Origin of the sequence: Metabacillus flavus (genome assembly GCF_018283675.1) — a bacterium.
Lineage (GTDB): Bacteria > Bacillota > Bacilli > Bacillales > Bacillaceae > Metabacillus_B > Metabacillus_B flavus.
Map to the genome: position 1 here is coordinate 134,068 of NZ_JAGVRK010000001.1, position 21,539 is coordinate 155,606.

Sequence of the window (21,539 nt, forward strand, 5' to 3'; positions counted from 1 at the left end):
ATAAAATGCCAATGTTTAAATTTCTGCAAATGTCTAAAATACATAACGAATGTATAAATTTAGCATATGTGGGAAAACTTATAGAATCTGTTCGTTAAAAAAAGTGTGGTTTTCTTAACAGAAACCCTTTTTTGTTTTGTTATTTACTTGTAAAAGCAGAAGTTGCTAGGATAACTAGTTTGATGCTTTTTACAGATCCAATATGCATGAACTGAGGGGTGAATCAGTTGACAGGTCAACTAGTTCAGTATGGACGGCACCGCCAACGCAGAAGTTATGCACGCATTAGCGAAGTATTAGAATTGCCGAATCTCATTGAGATTCAAACCGCTTCTTATCAGTGGTTTCTTGATGAGGGTCTCAGAGAGATGTTTTATGATATCTCTCCAATTGAGGATTTCACTGGCAACCTCTCGCTAGAGTTTATTGATTACAGCCTTGGTGAGCCGAAGTACTCCGTGGAGGAGTCTAAGGAACGCGATGTAACCTATTCTGCTCCGCTGCGCGTGAAAGTCCGTTTGATCAACAAAGAAACAGGCGAAGTAAAGGACCAGGACGTTTTCATGGGAGATTTCCCGCTGATGACGGAAACTGGAACGTTCGTCATCAATGGAGCTGAGCGTGTTATCGTATCTCAGCTAGTGCGTTCGCCAAGTGTATATTTCAGCGGTAAAGTCGACAAAAATGGTAAAAGAGGCTTTACAGCAACAGTCATTCCAAACCGTGGTGCTTGGCTGGAGTACGAAACCGATGCTAAAGATGTCGCATATGTACGGATAGATCGTACTCGGAAACTGCCAGTTACGGTTCTTTTGCGTGCCCTAGGGTTTGGCTCTGATCAAGAAATCACCGATTTGTTTGGTGAAAACGAGTACCTGCGCAACACTCTTGAAAAAGATAACACGGAGACTACGGAAAAAGCGCTTCTTGAAATCTACGAACGCCTTCGTCCGGGAGAGCCTCCTACAGTTGATAACGCGAAAAGCTTGCTGGAGTCCCGCTTCTTCGATCCGAAGCGCTATGACCTTGCTAGTGTTGGACGCTATAAAATTAACAAAAAGCTTCATATTAAAAACCGTCTTTTCAATCAGCGTCTTGCAGAATCACTGGCAGATCCTGAAACAGGCGAAATTATTGCTGAGAAGGGTGCGATCATTGACCGCAGAACCCTCGACCGCATAATTCCCAATCTTGAGAGCGGTGTAGGCTTCAAAACAGTGAACCCTGCAGGCGGAGTTGTAACGGAAGAAACAACTCTACAATCTATTAAAATCTACTCTCCAAATGATCCGGAAGGCGAACAAGTCATTAATGTGATTGGAAATGCTTATGTAGAAGAAGCAGTTAAGAACATTACGGCTGCTGATATTTTATCTTCCATCAGCTATTTCTTTAACCTTCTGCACGGAGTAGGCGACACAGATGATATCGATCACCTTGGTAACCGCCGTCTGCGTTCAGTTGGCGAATTGCTTCAAAACCAATTCCGTATCGGTCTTTCCCGTATGGAGCGTGTCGTTCGTGAGCGTATGTCCATCCAGGATACAAATACAATCACTCCTCAGCAGCTTATTAACATTCGTCCTGTTATTGCGAGCATTAAAGAGTTCTTCGGAAGCTCTCAGCTTTCTCAGTTCATGGACCAGACGAATCCGCTTGCTGAGCTTACCCATAAGCGCCGTCTTTCTGCACTCGGACCCGGTGGATTGACTCGTGAGCGTGCTGGCTTTGAAGTCCGTGACGTTCACTACTCCCACTACGGCCGTATGTGTCCGATTGAAACGCCCGAGGGACCAAACATCGGTTTGATCAACTCCTTGTCCAGTTACGCGAAGGTTAACCGTTTCGGATTCATTGAAACGCCTTACCGCCGTGTTGATCCTGATACAGGAAAAGTAACTGCGCGCATCGATTATCTGACTGCAGATGAAGAAGATAACTATGTTGTAGCACAGGCGAATGCCCGTTTGGACAACGACGGTACATTCCTTGATGACGGAATCGTAGCACGTTTCCGCGGTGAGAATACCGTTGTAGCCCGCGATCGCGTGGATTACATGGATGTATCTCCTAAACAGGTTGTATCTGCTGCAACAGCATGTATTCCTTTCCTTGAAAATGATGACTCCAACCGTGCTCTAATGGGAGCGAACATGCAGCGTCAGGCTGTGCCTTTGATGCAGCCGGAAGCTCCGATTGTCGGAACAGGAATGGAGTACGTTTCAGGAAAAGATTCAGGTGCTGCTGTAATCTGTAAGCATCCAGGTATCGTAGAGAAAGTAGAAGCGAAAAACGTTTACGTTCGCCGCTATGAAGAAGTAGATGGCAAGAAAGTTAAGGGCAACCTTGATAAATACAGCATGCTGAAATTTATCCGTTCCAACCAGGGAACTTGCTACAACCAGCGTCCGATCGTAAGTGAAGGCGATGAAGTAGTAAAAGGTGAAATCCTTGCTGACGGACCATCTATGGAAAAAGGCGAACTGGCTCTTGGCCGCAACGTTATGGTTGCGTTCATGACATGGGACGGCTACAACTATGAGGATGCCATCATCATGAGTGAGCGTCTTGTAAAAGACGATGTTTACACTTCGATTCATATTGAAGAATACGAGTCCGAAGCACGTGATACGAAGCTTGGACCTGAAGAAATCACAAGAGATATTCCAAACGTAGGGGAAGATGCACTACGCAACCTTGACGAACGCGGAATCATCCGCGTCGGTGCAGAAGTAAAAGACGGCGACTTGCTAGTTGGTAAAGTAACACCTAAGGGTGTAACGGAGCTCACAGCTGAAGAAAGACTTCTTCACGCAATTTTTGGCGAGAAAGCACGCGAGGTTCGTGATACATCCCTAAGAGTACCGCATGGCGGTGGCGGAATCATCCTTGATGTGAAAGTCTTCAACCGTGAAGACGGAGATGAATTGCCGCCGGGTGTTAACCAGCTCGTACGCGCTTATATCGTTCAGAAGCGTAAAATTTCTGAAGGAGATAAAATGGCCGGACGACATGGTAATAAAGGGGTTATCTCCCGCATCCTTCCGGAAGAAGATATGCCATATCTTCCAGACGGCACACCGGTAGATATCATGCTTAACCCGCTTGGTGTACCATCCCGTATGAACATCGGGCAGGTCCTTGAGCTTCACTTGGGAATGGCTGCACGCTACCTTGGCATTCATGTTGCATCACCGGTATTTGATGGTGCGCGTGAGGAAGATGTATGGTCTACGCTTGAAGAAGCAGGGATGGCGAGAGACGCTAAAACAGTCCTTTATGATGGACGTTCAGGCGAACCGTTTGATAACCGTGTATCCGTTGGAATCATGTATATGATCAAACTGGCCCACATGGTTGATGACAAACTCCATGCCCGTTCTACAGGACCATACTCACTTGTTACACAGCAGCCTCTTGGAGGTAAAGCTCAATTCGGCGGACAGCGTTTTGGAGAGATGGAGGTTTGGGCGCTTGAAGCTTATGGAGCTGCCTATACACTTCAGGAAATCCTGACGGTTAAGTCGGATGACGTCGTAGGACGTGTGAAAACATACGAAGCCATCGTAAAAGGCGAAAATGTTCCAGAGCCGGGCGTTCCTGAATCCTTCAAAGTATTGATTAAGGAACTTCAAAGCTTAGGTATGGACGTTAAGATTCTCTCAGGCGATGAAAAAGAAATTGAAATGAGAGATACCGAGGACGATGAAGATCCTCAAGGCTCCGATAGCTTGTCTTTAGGAGACGAAATGGAAGAAGCAGCTGTCACTACTGAAAAAGAGAAGGACGCTGTTACGAAAGAATAGATAGATTGGAAATGGCTGCAAAGCAGCAGGCGCGCTATACAGCCTGCAGCCTTAGGGTGAAAAACCGGGCTTTAGCGTCCGGTCTCACCCTGAGGCGGATGCTAAAGCCTTTACTATTGGTCCTTAATGCCGCACTGCAAGCAACGAAAGAATAGTCACTCTTCAGGATATAAGGGTATAACCTGAAGATGAAAAGGGAGGTAGGCCCCTTGCTAGATGTTAATAATTTTGAGTACATGAACATCGGACTTGCATCACCCGATAAGATCCGTTCCTGGTCATTCGGTGAAGTGAAAAAGCCGGAAACAATCAACTACCGTACGCTTAAGCCAGAGAAAGACGGTTTGTTCTGTGAACGTATTTTCGGACCTCAAAAGGACTGGGAATGCCATTGCGGAAAATACAAACGTGTCCGTTACAAAGGTGTAGTCTGCGATCGATGCGGAGTTGAAGTAACACGCGCGAAAGTCCGCCGCGAGCGCATGGGACACATTGAGCTTGCAGCTCCTGTATCCCACATTTGGTATTTCAAAGGAATCCCGAGCCGTATGGGCCTTGTTTTAGACATGTCCCCGCGTGCTCTTGAAGAAGTAATCTATTTTGCTTCCTATGTTGTAACAGACACAGGAGATACTCCTCTTGAAAAGAAACAGCTTCTTTCCGAGAAAGAATATCGTGCATATCGTGATAAATACGGCAGCACATTCCATGCCGGAATGGGTGCAGAAGCTATCAAAAAGCTTCTTATGGACATCGATCCGGATAAAGATGTAGAACAGCTGAAAGAGGATTTAAAAACAGCGCAAGGACAGCGCCGTACCCGTGCCATCAAGCGTCTTGAAGTGCTTGAAGCATTCCGCGGATCCGGGAACAATCCTTCTTGGATGATCCTTGATGTCCTGCCTGTCATTCCTCCAGAGCTTCGTCCGATGGTGCAGCTTGACGGCGGCCGTTTTGCGACTTCCGATTTGAATGATCTTTATCGCCGGGTAATTAACCGTAACAACCGTCTGAAGCGTTTGCTCGATCTTGGAGCTCCAAGCATCATCGTTCAAAACGAAAAGCGTATGCTTCAAGAAGCTGTGGATGCATTGATCGACAACGGACGCAGAGGCCGTCCGGTTACCGGTCCTGGTAACCGTCCATTAAAATCTCTTTCTCATATGCTTAAGGGGAAACAAGGACGTTTCCGCCAAAACTTGCTCGGTAAGCGTGTTGACTATTCAGGCCGTTCAGTTATCGTAGTTGGACCGAACCTGAAAATGTATCAGTGCGGATTGCCTAAAGAAATGGCTCTTGAGCTATTCAAGCCATTTGTAATGAAGGAGCTTGTGGAAAAAGGTCTTGCCCACAACATTAAGAGTGCGAAACGTAAAATCGAACGCGTGCAGCCTGAGGTTTGGGACGTTCTCGAATCCGTAATCAGGGAGCATCCCGTTCTATTGAACCGTGCTCCTACTCTTCACAGACTTGGTATCCAGGCATTTGAGCCGACTCTTGTGGAGGGACGCGCAATCCGCCTGCATCCTCTTGTATGTACGGCATACAACGCGGACTTTGACGGAGACCAAATGGCTGTTCACGTACCGCTATCGGCTGAAGCTCAAGCGGAAGCACGTATCCTAATGCTTGCAGCCCAGAACATCCTGAACCCTAAGGATGGGAAGCCGGTTGTTACTCCATCTCAGGATATGGTTCTCGGTAACTACTACCTGACAATGGAGCGTGAAGGTGCTGTCGGTGAAGGAATGATTTTCAAAGACACGAATGAAGCACTTATTGCTTACCAAAACGGCTATGTACATCTTCATACCCGTGTTGCAGTAGCGGCTTCATCCCTAGATAATCAAACATTCACAGATGCTCAGAGGAAACAGCTTCTTATAACAACTGTAGGGAAGCTTGTATTCAATGAAATCCTTCCAGATTCATTCCCTTATATGAATGAACCGACTAAAGGCAACATTGAAGAAAAGACTCCGGAGAAATACTTCGTGGATCCTAACGTGGACGTGAAGGAACACATTGCGAAGCAGGAAATGATTCCTCCGTTCAAAAAAGGCATCCTTGGAAGCATCATCGCTGAAATCTTTAAAAAGTTCCAAATCACAGAGACTTCAAAAATGCTTGACCGTCTGAAAGATTTGGGATTCAAATATTCTACAAAAGCAGGTATTACGGTTGGTGTAGCAGATATCGTCGTATTGCGTGAAAAAGAAGAGATTCTGACTGAAGCGCAGGCGAAGGTAGATAACGTTCTTAAACAGTTCCGCCGCGGTCTAATTACAGAAGAAGAGCGCTATGAGCGTGTCATCTCTATCTGGAGTGCTGCGAAGGATACGATCCAAGGCAAACTGATGAAAACTCTGGATACGCGCAACCCGATCTTCATGATGAGTGACTCTGGAGCCCGTGGTAACGCATCTAACTTTACACAGCTTGCCGGAATGCGCGGTCTGATGGCCAACCCGGCTGGACGAATCATCGAACTTCCGATCAAATCCAGTTTCCGTGAAGGTCTAACGGTATTGGAATACTTTATCTCTACCCATGGTGCGCGTAAAGGTCTTGCCGATACAGCCCTTAAGACTGCCGATTCAGGTTACCTGACTCGCCGTCTCGTTGATGTTGCTCAGGATGTTATCATTCGTGATGACGACTGCGGAACTGACCGCGGACTTCTTGCAGAAGCAATCAAAGAGGGTACAGAGGTAATTGAAAAACTTGAGGAACGTCTAATTGGACGTTATGCCCGCAGAAACATTCACCATCCTGAAACAGGAGCTCTTCTTGTTGAGGAAAATGAACTGATCACTGAAGATCTTGCTCTTCAAATCGTTGAGTCAGGAATTGAACAAGTCATGATCCGTTCTGCATTTACTTGTAATACACGCCATGGTGTATGTAAACGATGCTACGGCCGCAACCTGGCTACCGGTTCCGATGTAGAAGTTGGAGAAGCAGTCGGCATCATTGCTGCACAATCCATCGGGGAGCCGGGAACACAGCTTACAATGCGTACGTTCCATACAGGCGGAGTTGCAGGGGATGACATCACTCAAGGTTTGCCGCGTATCCAGGAGCTATTTGAAGCTCGTAACCCTAAAGGTCAGGCTACGATTTCGGAAATTGACGGTGTTGTAACCCAAGTAAATGAAATTCGTGAAAAACAGCAGGAATTGGTTGTACAGGGTGATGTAGAATCACGTACGTATACAGCCCCTTACAATGCACGTCTGAAAGTAGCGGAAGGCGATACAGTTAAGCGCGGACAGGAGCTTACTGAAGGTTCGATCGATCCGAAAGAACTTCTGAAAGTAAAAGATACTCAAGCCGTGCAGGAATACCTCCTTCGTGAAGTTCAAAAAGTATACCGTATGCAAGGGGTAGAAATTGGCGATAAACACGTAGAGGTTATGGTTCGCCAAATGCTTCGCAAAATCAGAGTTATTGACGCTGGAGATACAGATGTATTGCCTGGAACTCTTCTGGACATTCATCAGTTCACAGACGCCAATAAAAAAGTCCTTATTGGAGGCAAACGTCCTGCTACAGGCCGTCCAGTCCTTCTGGGTATCACGAAAGCATCTCTTGAAACGGACTCCTTCTTGTCTGCAGCATCCTTCCAGGAAACAACTCGTGTCCTGACAGATGCCGCGATTAAAGGAAAACGTGACGAGCTTCTCGGACTAAAAGAGAATGTAATCATCGGTAAACTGGTTCCTGCCGGTACAGGTATGAACCGCTACCGTAAAGTACAGCCAATCTCTCAAGTTCAATCGAGCCAAGACACGGTTACCGTAGATTAATATGAGAGATGGATGCCTTCAGAGCTTTCTTCGGAAACTCTGTTGACATCCATCTCTTCCAATGTTAAGATATTCAAGGTGCTCGATTCTACCTGTTGCTTTGGAGGATATACTTCAATGTCTTATGAAAAAGTATCACAGGCAGCAAACATTATTGTTGGTACAAAGCAAACGCTGAAGGCACTTCAGCAAGGTTCCGTCAAAGAGCTTCTCATTGCGGAGGACGCCGATCCACGAATTACATCTGCCGTTGCTCAGATGGCCGCGGATAAGAACGTTTCTGTAATAAAAGTAGACTCCATGAAAAAGCTTGGAAAAGCTTGCGGAATTGAAGTTGGCGCCGCAGCTGTAGCCATTACCTAATAAAGCAAACGCGTTTTTACCTGAGTAATCAAGTAAAGACTTTGTTTTTGCCCAAATATGAACCACCTGGATGTGTGGGTTTAGAATTTGAGAAGGGAGGAAAAAACATGCCTACTATTAATCAATTAATCCGCAAGGGACGCGTAAGCAAGATTGAAAAATCTAAGTCTCCTGCATTGAACAAAGGTTACAACAGTTTCAAAAAAGAGCACACAAACGTATCTTCACCTCAAAAACGCGGTGTATGCACACGTGTTGGTACAATGACTCCGAAGAAGCCGAACTCCGCGCTTCGTAAATATGCCCGTGTACGCTTGACTAACCAAATCGAGGTTACAGCTTACATTCCTGGTATCGGACATAACCTTCAAGAGCATAGTGTTGTTCTTATCCGTGGCGGACGTGTAAAGGATTTACCGGGAGTACGTTACCACATCGTTCGCGGTGCGCTTGACACTGCTGGTGTTGATGGCCGTATGCAAGGTCGTTCCAAATACGGAACTAAACGTCCTAAAGCTCCAAAAAAATAAATTAAAACCAATAGAATCACTTCGTGAAAGGAGGAAAAAAACATGCCTCGTAAAGGTCCTGTTACAAAAAGAGACGTATTGCCAGATCCGCTTTACAATTCCAAACTTGTTACTCGTTTGGTAAACCGCATTATGGTTGACGGTAAAAGAGGAAAAGCACAAACCATTCTTTATTCTGCACTTGATACTATCAAGGAGCGCAGCGGTAAAGAGCCAATGGAAGTGTTCGAACAAGCACTTAAAAACATCATGCCAGTTCTAGAAGTTAAAGCCCGCCGTGTAGGTGGAGCAAACTACCAAGTACCAGTAGAGGTGCGTCCTGACCGCCGTACTACTCTTGGACTTCGCTGGTTAGTAAACTACGCTCGTCTTCGTGGAGAAAAAACCATGGAAGAGCGTCTTGCTAACGAGATTCTTGACGCAGCCAACAACACTGGTGCTGCTGTTAAGAAACGCGAAGATACGCACAAAATGGCAGAAGCGAACAAAGCATTCGCTCACTACCGCTGGTAAGATCGAAATAAAAAACCCACTAATCCTCTTTATAGGAAGGAGAAGTTACTAAGATGGCAAGAGAGTTCTCCTTAGAAAACACTCGTAATATCGGGATCATGGCTCACATCGACGCTGGTAAAACGACGACTACAGAACGGATCTTGTTCTACACTGGACGTATCCATAAAATTGGTGAAACTCATGAAGGAGCTTCACAAATGGACTGGATGGAACAGGAGCAAGAACGCGGAATCACGATTACATCTGCAGCTACAACTGCATCATGGAAAGGCTACCGCGTTAACATCATCGATACACCGGGACACGTAGACTTCACTGTTGAGGTTGAACGTTCCCTGCGCGTACTTGATGGTGCCGTAGCTGTTCTTGATGCACAATCCGGAGTTGAGCCTCAAACTGAAACAGTTTGGCGCCAAGCTACTACTTACGGCGTACCTCGTGTAGTGTTCGTAAACAAAATGGATAAAATCGGTGCGGATTTCCTTTATTCCGTAAAAACGATGCATGACCGCCTGCAAGCGAATGCTCATCCGATTCAGCTTCCTATCGGTGCTGAAGATAATTTTGAAGGAATTATCGATCTAGTAGAAAACGTTGCATATTTCTACGAAGATGACTTGGGAACTCGTTCCGAAGCTGTAGAAATTCCAGAAGATTATCAAGAACTTGCTGAAGAATGGCGCAACAAGCTGATTGAGGCAGTAGCAGAACTTGATGAAGAATTGATGATGAAATATCTTGACGGTGAAGAGCTAACGGTTGATGAGATCAAAGCTGCAATCCGTAAAGGTACTTGCGATGTTGAATTCTATCCGGTTATTTGCGGATCAGCTTTCAAAAACAAAGGTGTGCAATTGATGCTGGATGCTGTACTTGAATACCTTCCTGCACCAACTGACGTACCAGCTATCAAAGGAATTCTTCCGGATTCTGAAGAGGAAGTAATTCGTAAATCCAGTGACGATGAGCCGTTCTCCGCTCTAGCGTTCAAAGTAATGACAGATCCATACGTAGGAAAGCTTACTTTCTTCCGTGTGTACTCTGGAGTACTTAACTCTGGTTCTTACGTACAAAACTCCACGAAGGGCAAGCGTGAGCGTGTAGGACGTATCCTGCAAATGCATGCTAACTCCCGTGAAGAAATCTCTACTGTATACTCTGGAGATATCGCAGCTGCAGTAGGATTGAAAGATACAACAACTGGTGATACTCTATGTGATGAAAAGAGCCTTGTAATCTTGGAATCCATGGATTTCCCAGAGCCGGTTATCTCTCTTTCAGTTGAGCCGAAATCTAAAGCTGACCAAGACAAAATGTCTACAGCTTTGACAAAGCTATCTGAAGAAGATCCGACATTCCGTGCTCATACTGATCCTGAGACTGGACAAACCATCATCTCCGGTATGGGTGAGCTTCACCTTGATATCATCGTTGACCGTATGCGTCGCGAATTCAAAGTAGAAGCTAATGTTGGTGCTCCACAAGTTGCATACCGTGAGACTTTCCGCGGTTCAGCTAGAGTCGAAGGTAAGTTTGCACGCCAATCTGGCGGCCGCGGACAATTCGGACACGTTTGGATCGAATTCGAACCAAACGAAGAAGGAAAAGGCTTCGAATTCCAAAACAAGATCGTCGGTGGAGTTGTTCCACGTGAATACGTACCAGCTGTTCAAGCAGGTCTGCAGGATTCAATGAAAAACGGTGTTCTTGCAGGATATCAGCTAATCGACGTTAAAGCATCACTTGTTGATGGATCATACCATGATGTTGACTCCAGTGAAATGGCGTTTAAAGTTGCAGCTTCACTTGCTCTTAAAAACGCTGTATCCAAATGTAATCCGGTTATCCTTGAGCCTGTTATGAAGGTTGAAGTAGTTATCCCGGATGAGTACATGGGAGATATCATGGGCGATATCACTTCTCGCCGTGGACGCGTTGAAGGTATGGATGCACGCGGTAACGCTCAAGTTGTTCGTGCAATGGTTCCACTTTCTGAAATGTTTGGCTATGCAACTGCGTTGCGTTCAAACACACAAGGACGCGGAGTATTCTCTATGCACTTCGATCACTACGAAGAAGTTCCTAAATCCATTTCTGAAGAAATCATCAAAAAAAATAAAGGCGAGTAATTGATTTTACACCTTTATTGAAGTATAACTACTTATGTATCCTCAGAAGGCGGGTACAATCCTGCTTTCTGAATAAAAATAACTAACTCTATTATCTAAGGGAGGCATTTCGAATGGGTAAAGAAAAATTCGACCGTTCCAAAACACATGCCAATATCGGTACAATTGGACACGTTGACCATGGTAAAACAACTCTAACAGCTGCAATCACAACTGTACTTGCTAAGCGCAGTGGTAAAGGTGCAGCGATGGCTTATGATATGATCGATGCTGCTCCAGAAGAGCGCGAGCGCGGAATCACAATCTCAACTGCACACGTTGAGTACGAAACTGAAACTCGCCACTATGCACACGTTGACTGCCCAGGACATGCTGACTATGTTAAAAACATGATCACTGGTGCTGCACAAATGGATGGCGGAATCCTAGTAGTATCTGCTGCTGACGGCCCAATGCCGCAAACTCGTGAGCACATCCTTCTTTCTCGTCAAGTAGGTGTTCCTTACCTAGTTGTATTCATGAACAAATGTGATATGGTTGATGACGAAGAATTGCTTGAACTAGTTGAAATGGAAGTTCGTGACCTTCTTTCTGAGTACGATTTCCCTGGCGACGACATTCCAGTAATCAAAGGTTCTGCTCTTAAAGCTCTTGAAGGAGATGCTGAGTGGGAAGAGAAAATCGTTGAACTAATGAACGCAGTTGACGAGTACATCCCAACTCCAGAGCGCGATATCGAAAAACCATTCATGATGCCTGTTGAGGATGTATTCTCTATCACTGGCCGTGGAACTGTTGCAACTGGACGTGTTGAGCGTGGACAAGTTAAAGTCGGTGACGTTATCGAAATCATCGGTCTTGCTGAAGAGCCAAAATCAACAACTGTTACAGGTGTTGAAATGTTCCGTAAACTTCTTGACTATGCTGAAGCTGGAGACAACATCGGCGCACTTCTTCGTGGAGTAGCTCGTGAAGATATCCAACGTGGACAAGTTCTTGCTAAGCCAGGAACAATCACTCCACACACAAAGTTCAAAGCAGAAGTTTATGTTCTATCTAAAGAAGAGGGTGGACGTCACACTCCATTCTTCACTAACTACCGTCCTCAGTTCTACTTCCGTACAACTGATGTAACTGGTATCTGCAACCTGCCTGATGGTGTAGAAATGGTTATGCCTGGAGACAACATCGAAATGACTGTTGAACTAATCTCTCCAATCGCAATCGAAGAAGGTACTAAGTTCTCTATCCGTGAGGGTGGACGTACTGTAGGTGCTGGAGTAGTTGCTACAATCACTGAGTAATCAGTGTTTGAAAAAACGAGCGAGAAATCGCTCGTTTTTTTTATGTCTTCTAACGATTACGAAGAGACCAATTTTTTTTTGAAGCATCCGGTGGAGATCCGCATCATTCGATTCACAGAAAGAGAAAAGTGCAGCAGTATTAAAAATCCAGACGCACTTGATTTTTCGCCTAGAAAAAGGTATAATATCTGAGGTGCGTAAAAGACAAAGAAATATTAATTTCTTCTTGCAACTGACGCTCTTTTTTTATATAATAGTGAATGTTGGTCTTTGACTGCGATGATGTGAGAGGTTGCTGACACACCCGGCCGCTTTGCCATGGCGAGTGTGTGAGGGAAATTCTTACTGAGAACTGTCTATATTAAGTAGGCGAAAAGGAGGGAAAATAATGGCAAAACAAAAAATTCGTATTCGTTTGAAAGCTTATGATCACAGAATTCTTGATCAATCTGCCGAGAAAATCGTAGAAACAGCGAAACGTTCAGGTGCTAACGTATCTGGTCCGATCCCGCTTCCGACTGAAAAGTCCATCTACACAATTCTTCGTGCGGTGCATAAGTACAAAGACTCTCGTGAGCAATTCGAGATGCGTACACACAAACGTCTAATCGACATCATTAACCCAACACCACAAACTGTTGATGCGTTAATGCGTTTGGATTTACCATCCGGTGTCGATATCGAAATCAAACTTTAATGTTCATTATTATATAGTAGAAAAAAATAGGAGGTGTGACGAATGACCAAAGGAATCTTAGGTAGAAAAATCGGTATGACGCAAGTATTTGCTGAAAACGGCGATCTTATCCCAGTTACAGTTGTAGAGGCTGCTCCAAACGTAGTTCTTCAAGTGAAAACGGCTGAAATCGACGGTTACGAAGCAGTTCAGGTTGGTTTTGATGACAAACGTGAAAAACTTGCTAACAAACCGCTAAAAGGTCACGTTGCAAAAGCAAACACTGCGCCTAAGCGCTTCATTAAGGAATTTCGTGGAGTAAGCGCAGCAGACTACGAAGTTGGTCAGGAAGTCAAAGTAGAAGTATTCTCCGCTGGAGATACAGTAGATGTAACAGGAACTTCAAAAGGTAAAGGATTCCAAGGTTCTATTAAACGCCACGGACAATCCCGCGGACCAATGTCCCACGGTTCACGCTACCATCGCCGCCCAGGTTCAATGGGTCCTGTTGCTCCAAACCGCGTATTCAAAAACAAACTTCTCCCTGGACGTATGGGTGGAGAGCGCGTAACAGTACAAAACCTTGAGATCGTTAAAGTTGATGCAGAACGCAACCTTCTTTTGATCAAAGGTAACGTACCTGGTCCAAGAAAATCTCTAGTTACTGTAAAATCTGCAGTAAAATCCAAATAACTTTTCCGAGAAAGGAGGAAATGGATTATGCCAAAAGTTACTATGTTAAACCAAAGCGGAGCTAACGCTGGTGAAATCGAACTGAACGATTCTATCTTCGGTATCGAGCCAAACCAAGCTGTTCTTTTCGAAGCGGTTATCATGCAAAGAGCTTCCTTAAGACAAGGAAATGCTAAAGTAAAAAATCGTTCTGAAGTTCGTGGCGGAGGACGCAAACCTTGGCGCCAAAAAGGAACTGGACGTGCTCGTCAAGGTTCTATCCGTTCACCGCAATGGCGCGGAGGAGGAGTAGTTTTCGGACCGACACCTCGTTCTTATGCTTACAAACTACCTAAAAAAGTACGCCGTCTGGCTATCAAATCTGCTTTGTCATCTAAAGTACAAGACAGCAAAATCGTTGTTCTTGAGGATCTGACACTGGATGCTGTAAAAACAAAGGAAATGGCTTCTATCCTAAAAGCTATTTCAGTTGAGAAAAAAGCATTGATCGTTACTGCTGATGTTAATGAGAAAGTTTCGCTTTCTGCACGTAACATCCAGGGCATCACTGTTGTTGCAGCTGACGGTATCAACGTTCTTGACGTACTTAACCATGAAAAGCTAATTATGACGAAAGCTGCGGTGCAAAAAGTAGAGGAGGTGCTTGCATAATGAAAGATCCTCGTGATATTATTAAGCGCCCCGTGATCACTGAAAATTCTACTGACATTATGGCTGACAGAAAATATACGTTTGAAGTAGACGTAAGAGCTAACAAAACGGAAGTTAAAGATGCTGTAGAAGCAATTTTCGGTGTGAAAGTAGCGAAAGTCAATGTTATGAATTACAAAGGTAAATTCAGACGCGTTGGCCGTTACAGCGGACTTACAAATCGCAGAAGAAAAGCAATCATTACATTGACTGCTGACTCTAAAGAAATCGAACTTTTTGAAGTTTAATATATAAGTGAAGGAGGGAAATTGAGATGGCGATTAAAAAATACAAACCGACCTCCAACGGTCGTCGTGGTATGACAGTATCTGATTTTGCAGAAATCACTACTGATAAGCCGGAAAAATCCTTGCTTGCTCCGTTGAGCAAAAAAGCTGGACGTAACAACCAAGGTAAAATCACGGTTCGTCATCAAGGCGGAGGCCATAAGCGCCAGTATCGTATTATCGATTTTAAACGCGACAAAGATGGTATACCAGGACGCGTTGCTACAATCGAGTATGATCCAAACCGCTCTGCAAACATTGCGTTAATTCATTACGCTGATGGAGAAAAGAGATACATTCTTGCTCCTAAAAACCTTAAAGTTGATTTGGAAATTATGTCAGGAGCAGAAGCTGACATTAAAGTGGGTAATGCACTTCCACTTCAAAACATTCCAGTTGGTACAGTAGTACACAACATCGAGCTTAAACCTGGTAAAGGCGGACAGCTTGTACGTTCTGCAGGAACATCTGCACAAGTCCTTGGTAAAGAAGGAAAATACGTACTAGTTCGTTTGAATTCCGGAGAGGTTCGCATGATTCTTGCTACTTGCCGCGCTACAATCGGTCAAGTTGGTAACGAGCAGCACGAACTTATCAACATCGGTAAAGCTGGACGTTCCCGTTGGTTAGGCAAACGCCCAACTGTTCGTGGATCTGTAATGAACCCTAACGATCACCCGCACGGTGGTGGTGAAGGTCGTTCACCTATCGGTCGTAAATCACCTATGTCTCCATGGGGTAAACCGACTCTTGGTGCTAAAACACGTAAGAAAACGAATAAATCCGATAAATTTATCGTACGTCGTCGTAAAAAATAACGTGACTGAACTACGGTTCATCCGAACCGTAGCGCAATCACGAAGGGAGGTACTCGCATGGGTCGCAGCTTGAAAAAAGGACCTTTCGTGGATGATCACTTGATGGTTAAAGTGGAAAAATTGAATGAAACTGAAAAGAAACAAGTTATTAAAACTTGGTCTCGCCGTTCTACAATTTTCCCTCAATTCATCGGTCACACGATCGCTGTATATGATGGACGCAAACACGTTCCTGTTTATGTAACGGAAGATATGGTTGGCCACAAGTTAGGTGAATTTGCACCTTCTCGTACTTATAAAGGCCACGGTAACGATGATAAAAAAACAAGACGCTAATGAGAGGAGGCATTTAAATGCAAGCTAAAGCTGTCGCTAGAACAGTTCGTATTGCTCCTCGTAAAGCACGTTTGGTAATGGACTTAATTCGAGGAAAGCAAATCGGTGAAGCAGTTGCAATCCTTCGTCTCACACCGAAGGCAGCTTCTCCAATTATTGAAAAAGTACTAAACTCTGCAGTTGCTAACGCTGAGCACAACTACGAAATGGACATTAACAGCCTTGTAATTTCCGAGGCATTCGTTGACGAAGGTCCAACACTTAAGAGATTCCGCCCGCGTGCAATGGGTCGTGCGAGCGCAATTAATAAACGTACTAGTCATATCACTATTATCGTATCAGAAAAGAAGGAGGGATAAGCTGTGGGTCAAAAGGTAAATCCAGTCGGTCTTCGTATCGGTGTGATTCGTGATTGGGAATCAAAATGGTACGCTGGCAAAGACTACGCTGATCTTTTACACGAAGATATTAAAGTTCGTGAATATATCAACAAACGCCTAAATGATGCATCTGTTTCCAAAGTGGAAATCGAGCGTGCTGCTAACCGCATTAACGTAACAGTCCACACTGCTAAGCCAGGTATGGTTATCGGTAAAGGTGGTACTGAAGTTGAAGCGCTTCGCAAAGCTCTTAACTCACTTACTGGTAAACGCGTGCACATCAACATTCTTGAAATCAAAAGAGCTGATCTTGATGCTAAATTAGTAGCTGACAACATCGCTCGCCAGCTTGAAAACCGTATTTCTTTCCGTCGTGCTCAAAAGCAAGCATTGCAACGTTCAATGCGCGCTGGTGCAAAAGGAATTAAAACAATGGTTTCCGGACGTCTTGGCGGAGCTGATATCGCTCGTTCAGAACATTACAGTGAAGGAACTGTTCCACTTCACACACTTCGCGCTGACATCGATTACGGTACAGCAGAAGCAGACACTACTTACGGTAAACTAGGTGTCAAAGTATGGATCTATCGTGGAGAAGTTCTTCCTGTTAAGAAGAAATCCGAGGAAGGAGGAAAATAATATGTTATTGCCTAAACGTGTTAAGTATCGCAGAGAGCATCGCGGAAAAATGCGCGGACGTGCAAAAGGCGGTGCGGAAGTACACTTTGGTGAATACGGTATTCAAGCTTTGGAAGCTTCTTGGATCACTAACCGTCAAATCGAGGCAGCTCGTATTGCGATGACTCGTTACATGAAACGTGGCGGTAAAGTATGGATCAAAATTTTCCCTTCCAAACCTTATACTGCTAAGCCTCTAGAAGTCCGCATGGGTTCCGGTAAAGGTGCTCCTGAAGGATGGGTAGCTGTAGTTAAACCGGGTAAAGTTTTGTTTGAGATTGCGGGTGTTCCTGAAGAAGTTGCTCGCGAAGCATTGCGTCTTGCGTCTCACAAACTGCCAATTAAAACGAAATTCGTTAAGCGCGAGGAAATTGGTGGTGAATCAAATGAAAGCTAATGAAATCCGTGATTTAACCACTGCAGAAATCGAACAAAAAGTAAAATCACTTAAAGAAGAGCTTTTCAACCTTCGTTTCCAGCTTGCTACTGGCCAGCTTGAAAACACTGCTCGCATCCGTGAAGTACGTAAAGCCATCGCTCGTATGAAGACTGTAATTCGTCAAAGAGAGATCGCTGCTAATAATCGATAAACCCGAGAGGAGGTTTGCAAAATGAGTGAACGCAATCAACGTAAGGTTTACACTGGCCGTGTTGTGTCCGACAAAATGGATAAAACAATCACTGTACTGGTTGAGACTTACAAAACTCATTCTCTATACGGCAAACGCGTAAAGTACTCTAAGAAGTTCAAAGCGCATGACGAAGAAAACCAAGCTAAAATTGGCGATATCGTAAGAATTATGGAAACTCGTCCGCAATCTGCGACAAAACGTTTCCGTCTTGTAGAAATCGTTGAAGAAGCTGTTATTATCTAATAAATGTTCGGATAGTTAATTCCGAAGGGAGGTAACGTGAATGATTCAACAAGAATCTCGCTTAAAAGTTGCTGACAACTCTGGTGCTCGTGAAGTACTGACAATTAAAGTCCTTGGCGGATCCGGACGTAAGACAGCTAACATTGGTGATGTAATCGTGTGTACGGTTAAACAAGCAACACCAGGAGGCGTTGTTAAAAAAGGAGACGTAGTTAAGGCTGTAATCGTTCGTACTAAGAGCGGTGCTCGCCGTACTGACGGTTCTTACATTCGTTTCGACGAAAATGCTTGTGTAATCATCCGTGATGACAAAAGCCCGCGCGGTACGCGTATTTTCGGACCTGTTGCTCGTGAGCTTCGCGAAAACAACTTCATGAAGATTGTTTCTCTAGCTCCAGAAGTTCTTTAATTAAATTTGATTGCCTTAATAAGGAGGTGCGGACAAGATGCATGTAAAAAAAGGTGATAATGTAATGGTTATCTCTGGTAAGGATAAAGGCAAGCAAGGTAAAGTGCTTGAAGCTTACCCTAAGAAAGACCGTGTGCTAGTTGAAGGTGTGAATGTTGTAAAAAAACACTCTAAACCAACACAAACAAACACTCAAGGCGGAATCGTGAGCCAAGAGGCGCCAATCCATGTATCCAACGTAATGCTGATCGACCCTAAAAGCGGCGAGCCAACTCGTATCGGTTATAAATTGGTTGACGGCAAGAAAGTACGTGTTGCAAAAAAATCTGGTGAATCTCTAGATAAATAGTAACTAAGGAAGGGAGGTCTATCATATGAACCGCCTTAAAGAAAAATTTGTAAAAGAAACAACTCCAGCTCTAATGAGCAAGTTTAATTATAAATCCGTAATGGAAGTACCTAAACTTGAAAAAATCGTCATCAATATGGGTGTGGGTGATGCAGTAGCTAACTCGAAGTCTCTTGACAACGCTGTTGAAGAGCTTACTGCGATCGCTGGTCAAAAGCCAGTTATCACTCGCGCAAAGAAATCAATCGCCGGTTTCCGTCTTCGTGAAGGTATGCCGATCGGTGCGAAAGTAACTCTTCGCGGCGAGCGCATGTATGAATTCCTAGACAAATTGGTATCTGTTTCTTTACCACGTGTACGTGACTTCCGTGGAATCTCCAAAAAAGCATTCGACGGACGCGGTAACTACACTCTAGGTGTTAAAGAACAATTGATCTTCCCTGAGATTGATTATGATCAAGTTACTAAGGTTCGCGGTATGGATATCGTTATTGTTACAACTGCTAAAACAGACGAAGAAGCTCGTGAACTACTTACTCAGTTTGGAATGCCATTCCAAAAATAATCGTAAAGGGAGGCGAAATCGTGGCAAAAAAATCTATGATCGCGAAACAAAAACGCTCTCCAAAGTTTAATGTTCAAGCATATACTCGATGCGAACGCTGCGGACGTCCACATTCTGTGATTCGCAAATTTAAACTTTGCCGTATTTGTTTCCGTGAACTTGCTTATAAAGGTCAAATTCCTGGCGTTAAGAAAGCTAGCTGGTAATACCCCATAACGGGAAGGAGGTTATTTAACAATGGTTATGACAGATCCGATTGCAGATTTGCTTACTCGCATCCGTAATGCGAATATGGTACGTCATGAGAAGCTGGAAGTTCCTGCTTCTAAAATCAAAAAAGAGATTGCTGAAATCTTGAAACGTGAAGGTTTTGTCCGTGACGTTGAATACGTTGAAGACAACAAACAAGGTGTTATCCGCATCTTCCTTAAATATGGTTCGAATAACGAGCGCGTTATTACTGGTCTGAAACGCATCAGTAAACCTGGTCTTCGTGTTTACGCGAAAGCTACTGAAGTACCTCGTGTACTTAACGGCTTGGGAATCGCTATCATCTCAACTTCTCAAGGTGTCATCACTGACAAAGAAGCCCGCGCTAAACAAGCTGGCGGAGAAGTATTAGCATACGTTTGGTAATAAGTTAAAAAGAATGGAGGTGTAAATTATGTCTCGTGTCGGTAAAAAACTGCTTGAGATTCCATCTGATGTTACAATCAAAATGAACGAGAACACGGTTACGGTTAAAGGTCCTAAAGGTGAATTGACTCGTACTTTCCACCCGGACATTACGATTTCCATTGAGGAAAACATTCTAACTGTATCACGTCCTTCCGATCATAAAGACCACCGTGCACTTCACGGTACAACTCGCAGCATTATTGGAAACATGGTTGAAGGTGTTTCTAAAGGCTTCGAAAAAGGATTAGAACTAGTTGGTGTAGGTTACCGTGCTTCTAAATCCGGAAACAAATTGATTCTAAACGTTGGTTACTCTCACCCTGTTGAGATCACACCAGAACAAGGAATCGAAATCGAAGTGCCTTCTCAAACGAAAATTATCGTTAGAGGTACTGACAAAGAGCGCGTTGGAGCAATTGCTTCCAACATCCGTGCGACTCGCCCGCCTGAGCCTTATAAAGGTAAAGGAGTTCGATATGAAGGTGAATTTGTACGCCGTAAAGAAGGTAAAACTGCGAAGTAATGCCGCTTAATGGCTAAGAAAGGAGTGACCCTGATGATCACAAAAGCTAGCAAAAATTCTGTGCGTAAAAGAAGACATGCTCGTGTACGTGCGAAACTTTTCGGAACTGCTGAAAGACCTCGTCTAAACGTGTTCCGTTCTAATAAACACATTTATGCTCAACTGATCGACGATACAAACGGTGTAACAATCGTTAGTGCTTCTTCCATGGAGAAAGATTTAAATCTTGATTCTACTGCAAACCTTGAAGCAGCTCAGAAAGTTGGAGAGCTTGTTGCAAAACGTGCTGTTGATAAAGGTCATAAATCAATCGTATTTGATCGTGGAGGATACCTATACCATGGTCGTATCAAAGCTCTTGCTGACGCTGCACGCGAAGCTGGACTTGAATTTTAATAGGAAAAGGAGGGAAACACAGTATGCGTCGTAATGACTCAGTTAAATCAGAGTTTGAAGAACGTGTAGTTACCGTTAACCGCGTTGCTAAGGTTGTTAAAGGTGGTCGTCGCTTCCGTTTTGCTGCACTTGTTGTTGTAGGCGACAAGAATGGCCGAGTTGGATTCGGTACAGGTAAAGCGCAAGAGGTGCCAGAAGCAATCCGTAAAGCAATCGAAGATGCGAAAAAGAATCTTGTAACAGTACCTATGGTTGGTACAACAATTCCACACGAAGTAATCGGACAATTCGGTGCTGGAAACATTCTTCTGAAGCCAGCTTCAGAAGGTACCGGAGTAATCGCCGGCGGACCAGTACGTGCGGTGCTTGAACTTGCAGGTGTAGGTGACATCCTATCTAAATCCCTTGGTTCAAACACACCAATCAACATGGTTCGTGCAACACTTGAAGGCTTAAAGCAGCTTAAGAAAGCAGAACAAGTTGCTAAGCTTCGTGGAAAAACCGTAGAAGAACTGTTAGGATAAGGGGGGAAAGATAATGGCAAACAAATTAGCGATCACCCTTACTCGCAGTGTAATCGGCCGTCCGGAAACTCAGCGTGTAACAGTTAAAACACTTGGTTTGCGCAAAATGCACCAAACTGTGGTACATGAAGACAACGCTGCTATTCGCGGTATGATTAATAAAGTATCTCACTTGGTTAAAGTAGAAGAACAATAATTGTATTTG

27 protein-coding genes are annotated in these 21,539 nt (G+C 44.3%); all 27 read left to right on the top strand.

Annotated features, from left to right (window positions below; genetic code table 11):
- The first annotated feature begins 227 nt into the window (after window positions 1–227).
- The 27 genes from rpoB to rpmD all read left to right on the top strand — a co-directional run bounded on the left by rpoB (window position 228) and on the right by rpmD (window position 21,530).
- Window positions 228–3,806 carry a DNA-directed RNA polymerase subunit beta gene (gene rpoB, locus J9317_RS00720; RefSeq protein WP_211555724.1) on the top strand — a complete coding sequence of 1,193 codons (3,579 nt, stop codon included), beginning with the start codon at window positions 228–230 and terminating at the stop codon, window positions 3,804–3,806.
- A gap of 209 nt (window positions 3,807–4,015) precedes the next feature.
- Window positions 4,016–7,615 (top strand): DNA-directed RNA polymerase subunit beta', encoded by a 3,600-nt coding sequence (gene rpoC / locus J9317_RS00725; protein ID WP_211555726.1) that lies wholly within the window; start codon window positions 4,016–4,018, stop codon window positions 7,613–7,615.
- Between the two features lie 117 nt (window positions 7,616–7,732).
- The gene (locus J9317_RS00730) at window positions 7,733–7,978 is read left to right on the top strand and encodes a 50S ribosomal protein L7ae-like protein (RefSeq protein WP_211555727.1); all 246 of its coding nucleotides are present in this window, start codon (window positions 7,733–7,735) and stop codon (window positions 7,976–7,978) included.
- 107 nt (window positions 7,979–8,085) lie between these two features.
- Window positions 8,086–8,508, top strand: a complete 423-nt coding sequence (gene rpsL, locus J9317_RS00735; protein ID WP_035406776.1) for a 30S ribosomal protein S12 — start codon at window positions 8,086–8,088, stop codon at window positions 8,506–8,508.
- A gap of 42 nt (window positions 8,509–8,550) precedes the next feature.
- A complete protein-coding gene (gene rpsG, locus J9317_RS00740) occupies window positions 8,551–9,021 on the top strand; it encodes a 30S ribosomal protein S7 (RefSeq protein ID WP_123913221.1) in 471 nt (156 codons plus the stop codon).
- A 53-nt stretch (window positions 9,022–9,074) separates the two neighbouring features.
- On the top strand, window positions 9,075–11,153 hold the full coding sequence (gene fusA, locus J9317_RS00745; protein WP_211555730.1) for an elongation factor G: 2,079 nt from the start codon (window positions 9,075–9,077) through the stop codon (window positions 11,151–11,153).
- A gap of 113 nt (window positions 11,154–11,266) precedes the next feature.
- Window positions 11,267–12,457 carry an elongation factor Tu gene (gene tuf / locus J9317_RS00750; protein ID WP_211555731.1) on the top strand — a complete coding sequence of 397 codons (1,191 nt, stop codon included), beginning with the start codon at window positions 11,267–11,269 and terminating at the stop codon, window positions 12,455–12,457.
- A gap of 388 nt (window positions 12,458–12,845) precedes the next feature.
- Window positions 12,846–13,154 carry a 30S ribosomal protein S10 gene (gene rpsJ, locus J9317_RS00755; RefSeq protein WP_029282834.1) on the top strand — a complete coding sequence of 103 codons (309 nt, stop codon included), beginning with the start codon at window positions 12,846–12,848 and terminating at the stop codon, window positions 13,152–13,154.
- Between the two features lie 42 nt (window positions 13,155–13,196).
- On the top strand, window positions 13,197–13,826 hold the full coding sequence (rplC, locus tag J9317_RS00760) for a 50S ribosomal protein L3 (protein ID WP_035406789.1): 630 nt from the start codon (window positions 13,197–13,199) through the stop codon (window positions 13,824–13,826).
- 27 nt (window positions 13,827–13,853) lie between these two features.
- Window positions 13,854–14,477 (top strand): 50S ribosomal protein L4, encoded by a 624-nt coding sequence (rplD, locus tag J9317_RS00765; RefSeq protein WP_035406792.1) that lies wholly within the window; start codon window positions 13,854–13,856, stop codon window positions 14,475–14,477.
- Window positions 14,477–14,764 carry a 50S ribosomal protein L23 gene (rplW, locus tag J9317_RS00770; protein WP_035406795.1) on the top strand — a complete coding sequence of 96 codons (288 nt, stop codon included), beginning with the start codon at window positions 14,477–14,479 and terminating at the stop codon, window positions 14,762–14,764. The genes rplD and rplW overlap by 1 nt, the downstream gene beginning before the upstream one ends.
- Window positions 14,765–14,790: 26 nt before the next feature.
- Window positions 14,791–15,621, top strand: coding sequence for a 50S ribosomal protein L2 (gene rplB, locus J9317_RS00775; RefSeq protein WP_035406798.1), 831 nt, complete (start codon window positions 14,791–14,793; stop codon window positions 15,619–15,621).
- 57 nt (window positions 15,622–15,678) lie between these two features.
- Window positions 15,679–15,957, top strand: coding sequence for a 30S ribosomal protein S19 (gene rpsS, locus J9317_RS00780; protein ID WP_035406800.1), 279 nt, complete (start codon window positions 15,679–15,681; stop codon window positions 15,955–15,957).
- Window positions 15,958–15,974: 17 nt separating this feature from the next.
- Entirely contained in the window at window positions 15,975–16,316 is a 342-nt protein-coding gene (gene rplV, locus J9317_RS00785; RefSeq protein WP_035406804.1) for a 50S ribosomal protein L22, read from the top strand.
- 3 nt (window positions 16,317–16,319) lie between these two features.
- Window positions 16,320–16,976, top strand: coding sequence for a 30S ribosomal protein S3 (rpsC, locus tag J9317_RS00790; RefSeq protein WP_035406807.1), 657 nt, complete (start codon window positions 16,320–16,322; stop codon window positions 16,974–16,976).
- A 1-nt stretch (window position 16,977) separates the two neighbouring features.
- Window positions 16,978–17,412, top strand: coding sequence for a 50S ribosomal protein L16 (gene rplP, locus J9317_RS00795; protein WP_211555734.1), 435 nt, complete (start codon window positions 16,978–16,980; stop codon window positions 17,410–17,412).
- Window positions 17,402–17,605, top strand: coding sequence for a 50S ribosomal protein L29 (gene rpmC, locus J9317_RS00800; RefSeq protein ID WP_035406812.1), 204 nt, complete (start codon window positions 17,402–17,404; stop codon window positions 17,603–17,605). Before rplP ends, rpmC begins: the two co-directional genes overlap by 11 nt.
- Before the next feature lie 21 nt (window positions 17,606–17,626).
- The gene (gene rpsQ, locus J9317_RS00805) at window positions 17,627–17,890 is read left to right on the top strand and encodes a 30S ribosomal protein S17 (RefSeq protein ID WP_035406815.1); all 264 of its coding nucleotides are present in this window, start codon (window positions 17,627–17,629) and stop codon (window positions 17,888–17,890) included.
- Window positions 17,891–17,930: 40 nt separating this feature from the next.
- Window positions 17,931–18,299 carry a 50S ribosomal protein L14 gene (gene rplN / locus J9317_RS00810; protein ID WP_035406818.1) on the top strand — a complete coding sequence of 123 codons (369 nt, stop codon included), beginning with the start codon at window positions 17,931–17,933 and terminating at the stop codon, window positions 18,297–18,299.
- Window positions 18,300–18,336: 37 nt separating this feature from the next.
- Window positions 18,337–18,648 carry a 50S ribosomal protein L24 gene (gene rplX / locus J9317_RS00815; protein WP_035406821.1) on the top strand — a complete coding sequence of 104 codons (312 nt, stop codon included), beginning with the start codon at window positions 18,337–18,339 and terminating at the stop codon, window positions 18,646–18,648.
- Between the two features lie 25 nt (window positions 18,649–18,673).
- Window positions 18,674–19,213 carry a 50S ribosomal protein L5 gene (gene rplE / locus J9317_RS00820; protein ID WP_035406824.1) on the top strand — a complete coding sequence of 180 codons (540 nt, stop codon included), beginning with the start codon at window positions 18,674–18,676 and terminating at the stop codon, window positions 19,211–19,213.
- Between the two features lie 20 nt (window positions 19,214–19,233).
- Window positions 19,234–19,419: a type Z 30S ribosomal protein S14 gene (locus J9317_RS00825; protein WP_082883739.1), complete on the top strand. Its 186-nt coding sequence runs from the start codon at window positions 19,234–19,236 to the stop codon at window positions 19,417–19,419.
- A gap of 31 nt (window positions 19,420–19,450) precedes the next feature.
- Window positions 19,451–19,849: a 30S ribosomal protein S8 gene (gene rpsH / locus J9317_RS00830; RefSeq protein WP_123913230.1), complete on the top strand. Its 399-nt coding sequence runs from the start codon at window positions 19,451–19,453 to the stop codon at window positions 19,847–19,849.
- Window positions 19,850–19,877: 28 nt separating this feature from the next.
- Window positions 19,878–20,414 (top strand): 50S ribosomal protein L6, encoded by a 537-nt coding sequence (gene rplF / locus J9317_RS00835; protein WP_211555736.1) that lies wholly within the window; start codon window positions 19,878–19,880, stop codon window positions 20,412–20,414.
- 33 nt (window positions 20,415–20,447) lie between these two features.
- On the top strand, window positions 20,448–20,810 hold the full coding sequence (gene rplR, locus J9317_RS00840) for a 50S ribosomal protein L18 (protein WP_035406832.1): 363 nt from the start codon (window positions 20,448–20,450) through the stop codon (window positions 20,808–20,810).
- Window positions 20,811–20,833: 23 nt separating this feature from the next.
- Window positions 20,834–21,334, top strand: a complete 501-nt coding sequence (gene rpsE, locus J9317_RS00845) for a 30S ribosomal protein S5 (RefSeq protein WP_211555738.1) — start codon at window positions 20,834–20,836, stop codon at window positions 21,332–21,334.
- 13 nt (window positions 21,335–21,347) lie between these two features.
- Window positions 21,348–21,530, top strand: coding sequence for a 50S ribosomal protein L30 (gene rpmD / locus J9317_RS00850; RefSeq protein ID WP_035406839.1), 183 nt, complete (start codon window positions 21,348–21,350; stop codon window positions 21,528–21,530).
- Window positions 21,531–21,539: the final 9 nt, after the last annotated feature.

Excerpts from the sequence above, each read along its gene's own strand:
- rpsG (WP_123913221.1), top strand. The coding sequence starts at position 8,551 with ATGCCTCGTAAAGGTCCTGTTACAAAAAGAGACGTATTGCCAGATCCG.
- rplV (WP_035406804.1), top strand. The coding sequence starts at position 15,975 with ATGCAAGCTAAAGCTGTCGCTAGAACAGTTCGTATTGCTCCTCGTAAA.
- rpsJ (WP_029282834.1), top strand. The coding sequence starts at position 12,846 with ATGGCAAAACAAAAAATTCGTATTCGTTTGAAAGCTTATGATCACAGA.
- rpsS (WP_035406800.1), top strand. The coding sequence starts at position 15,679 with ATGGGTCGCAGCTTGAAAAAAGGACCTTTCGTGGATGATCACTTGATG.
- rpsL (WP_035406776.1), top strand. The coding sequence starts at position 8,086 with ATGCCTACTATTAATCAATTAATCCGCAAGGGACGCGTAAGCAAGATT.
- rplX (WP_035406821.1), top strand. The coding sequence starts at position 18,337 with ATGCATGTAAAAAAAGGTGATAATGTAATGGTTATCTCTGGTAAGGAT.
- J9317_RS00730 (WP_211555727.1), top strand. The coding sequence starts at position 7,733 with ATGTCTTATGAAAAAGTATCACAGGCAGCAAACATTATTGTTGGTACA.
- rplB (WP_035406798.1), top strand. The coding sequence starts at position 14,791 with ATGGCGATTAAAAAATACAAACCGACCTCCAACGGTCGTCGTGGTATG.
- rplD (WP_035406792.1), top strand. The coding sequence starts at position 13,854 with ATGCCAAAAGTTACTATGTTAAACCAAAGCGGAGCTAACGCTGGTGAA.
- rplR (WP_035406832.1), top strand. The coding sequence starts at position 20,448 with ATGATCACAAAAGCTAGCAAAAATTCTGTGCGTAAAAGAAGACATGCT.
- rplF (WP_211555736.1), top strand. The coding sequence starts at position 19,878 with ATGTCTCGTGTCGGTAAAAAACTGCTTGAGATTCCATCTGATGTTACA.
- rpmC (WP_035406812.1), top strand. The coding sequence starts at position 17,402 with ATGAAAGCTAATGAAATCCGTGATTTAACCACTGCAGAAATCGAACAA.
- tuf (WP_211555731.1), top strand. The coding sequence starts at position 11,267 with ATGGGTAAAGAAAAATTCGACCGTTCCAAAACACATGCCAATATCGGT.
- rplC (WP_035406789.1), top strand. The coding sequence starts at position 13,197 with ATGACCAAAGGAATCTTAGGTAGAAAAATCGGTATGACGCAAGTATTT.
- rplW (WP_035406795.1), top strand. The coding sequence starts at position 14,477 with ATGAAAGATCCTCGTGATATTATTAAGCGCCCCGTGATCACTGAAAAT.
- rpsQ (WP_035406815.1), top strand. The coding sequence starts at position 17,627 with ATGAGTGAACGCAATCAACGTAAGGTTTACACTGGCCGTGTTGTGTCC.
- rplE (WP_035406824.1), top strand. The coding sequence starts at position 18,674 with ATGAACCGCCTTAAAGAAAAATTTGTAAAAGAAACAACTCCAGCTCTA.
- rplP (WP_211555734.1), top strand. The coding sequence starts at position 16,978 with ATGTTATTGCCTAAACGTGTTAAGTATCGCAGAGAGCATCGCGGAAAA.
- rpsE (WP_211555738.1), top strand. The coding sequence starts at position 20,834 with ATGCGTCGTAATGACTCAGTTAAATCAGAGTTTGAAGAACGTGTAGTT.
- fusA (WP_211555730.1), top strand. The coding sequence starts at position 9,075 with ATGGCAAGAGAGTTCTCCTTAGAAAACACTCGTAATATCGGGATCATG.
- rpsH (WP_123913230.1), top strand. The coding sequence starts at position 19,451 with ATGGTTATGACAGATCCGATTGCAGATTTGCTTACTCGCATCCGTAAT.
- rpmD (WP_035406839.1), top strand. The coding sequence starts at position 21,348 with ATGGCAAACAAATTAGCGATCACCCTTACTCGCAGTGTAATCGGCCGT.
- rplN (WP_035406818.1), top strand. The coding sequence starts at position 17,931 with ATGATTCAACAAGAATCTCGCTTAAAAGTTGCTGACAACTCTGGTGCT.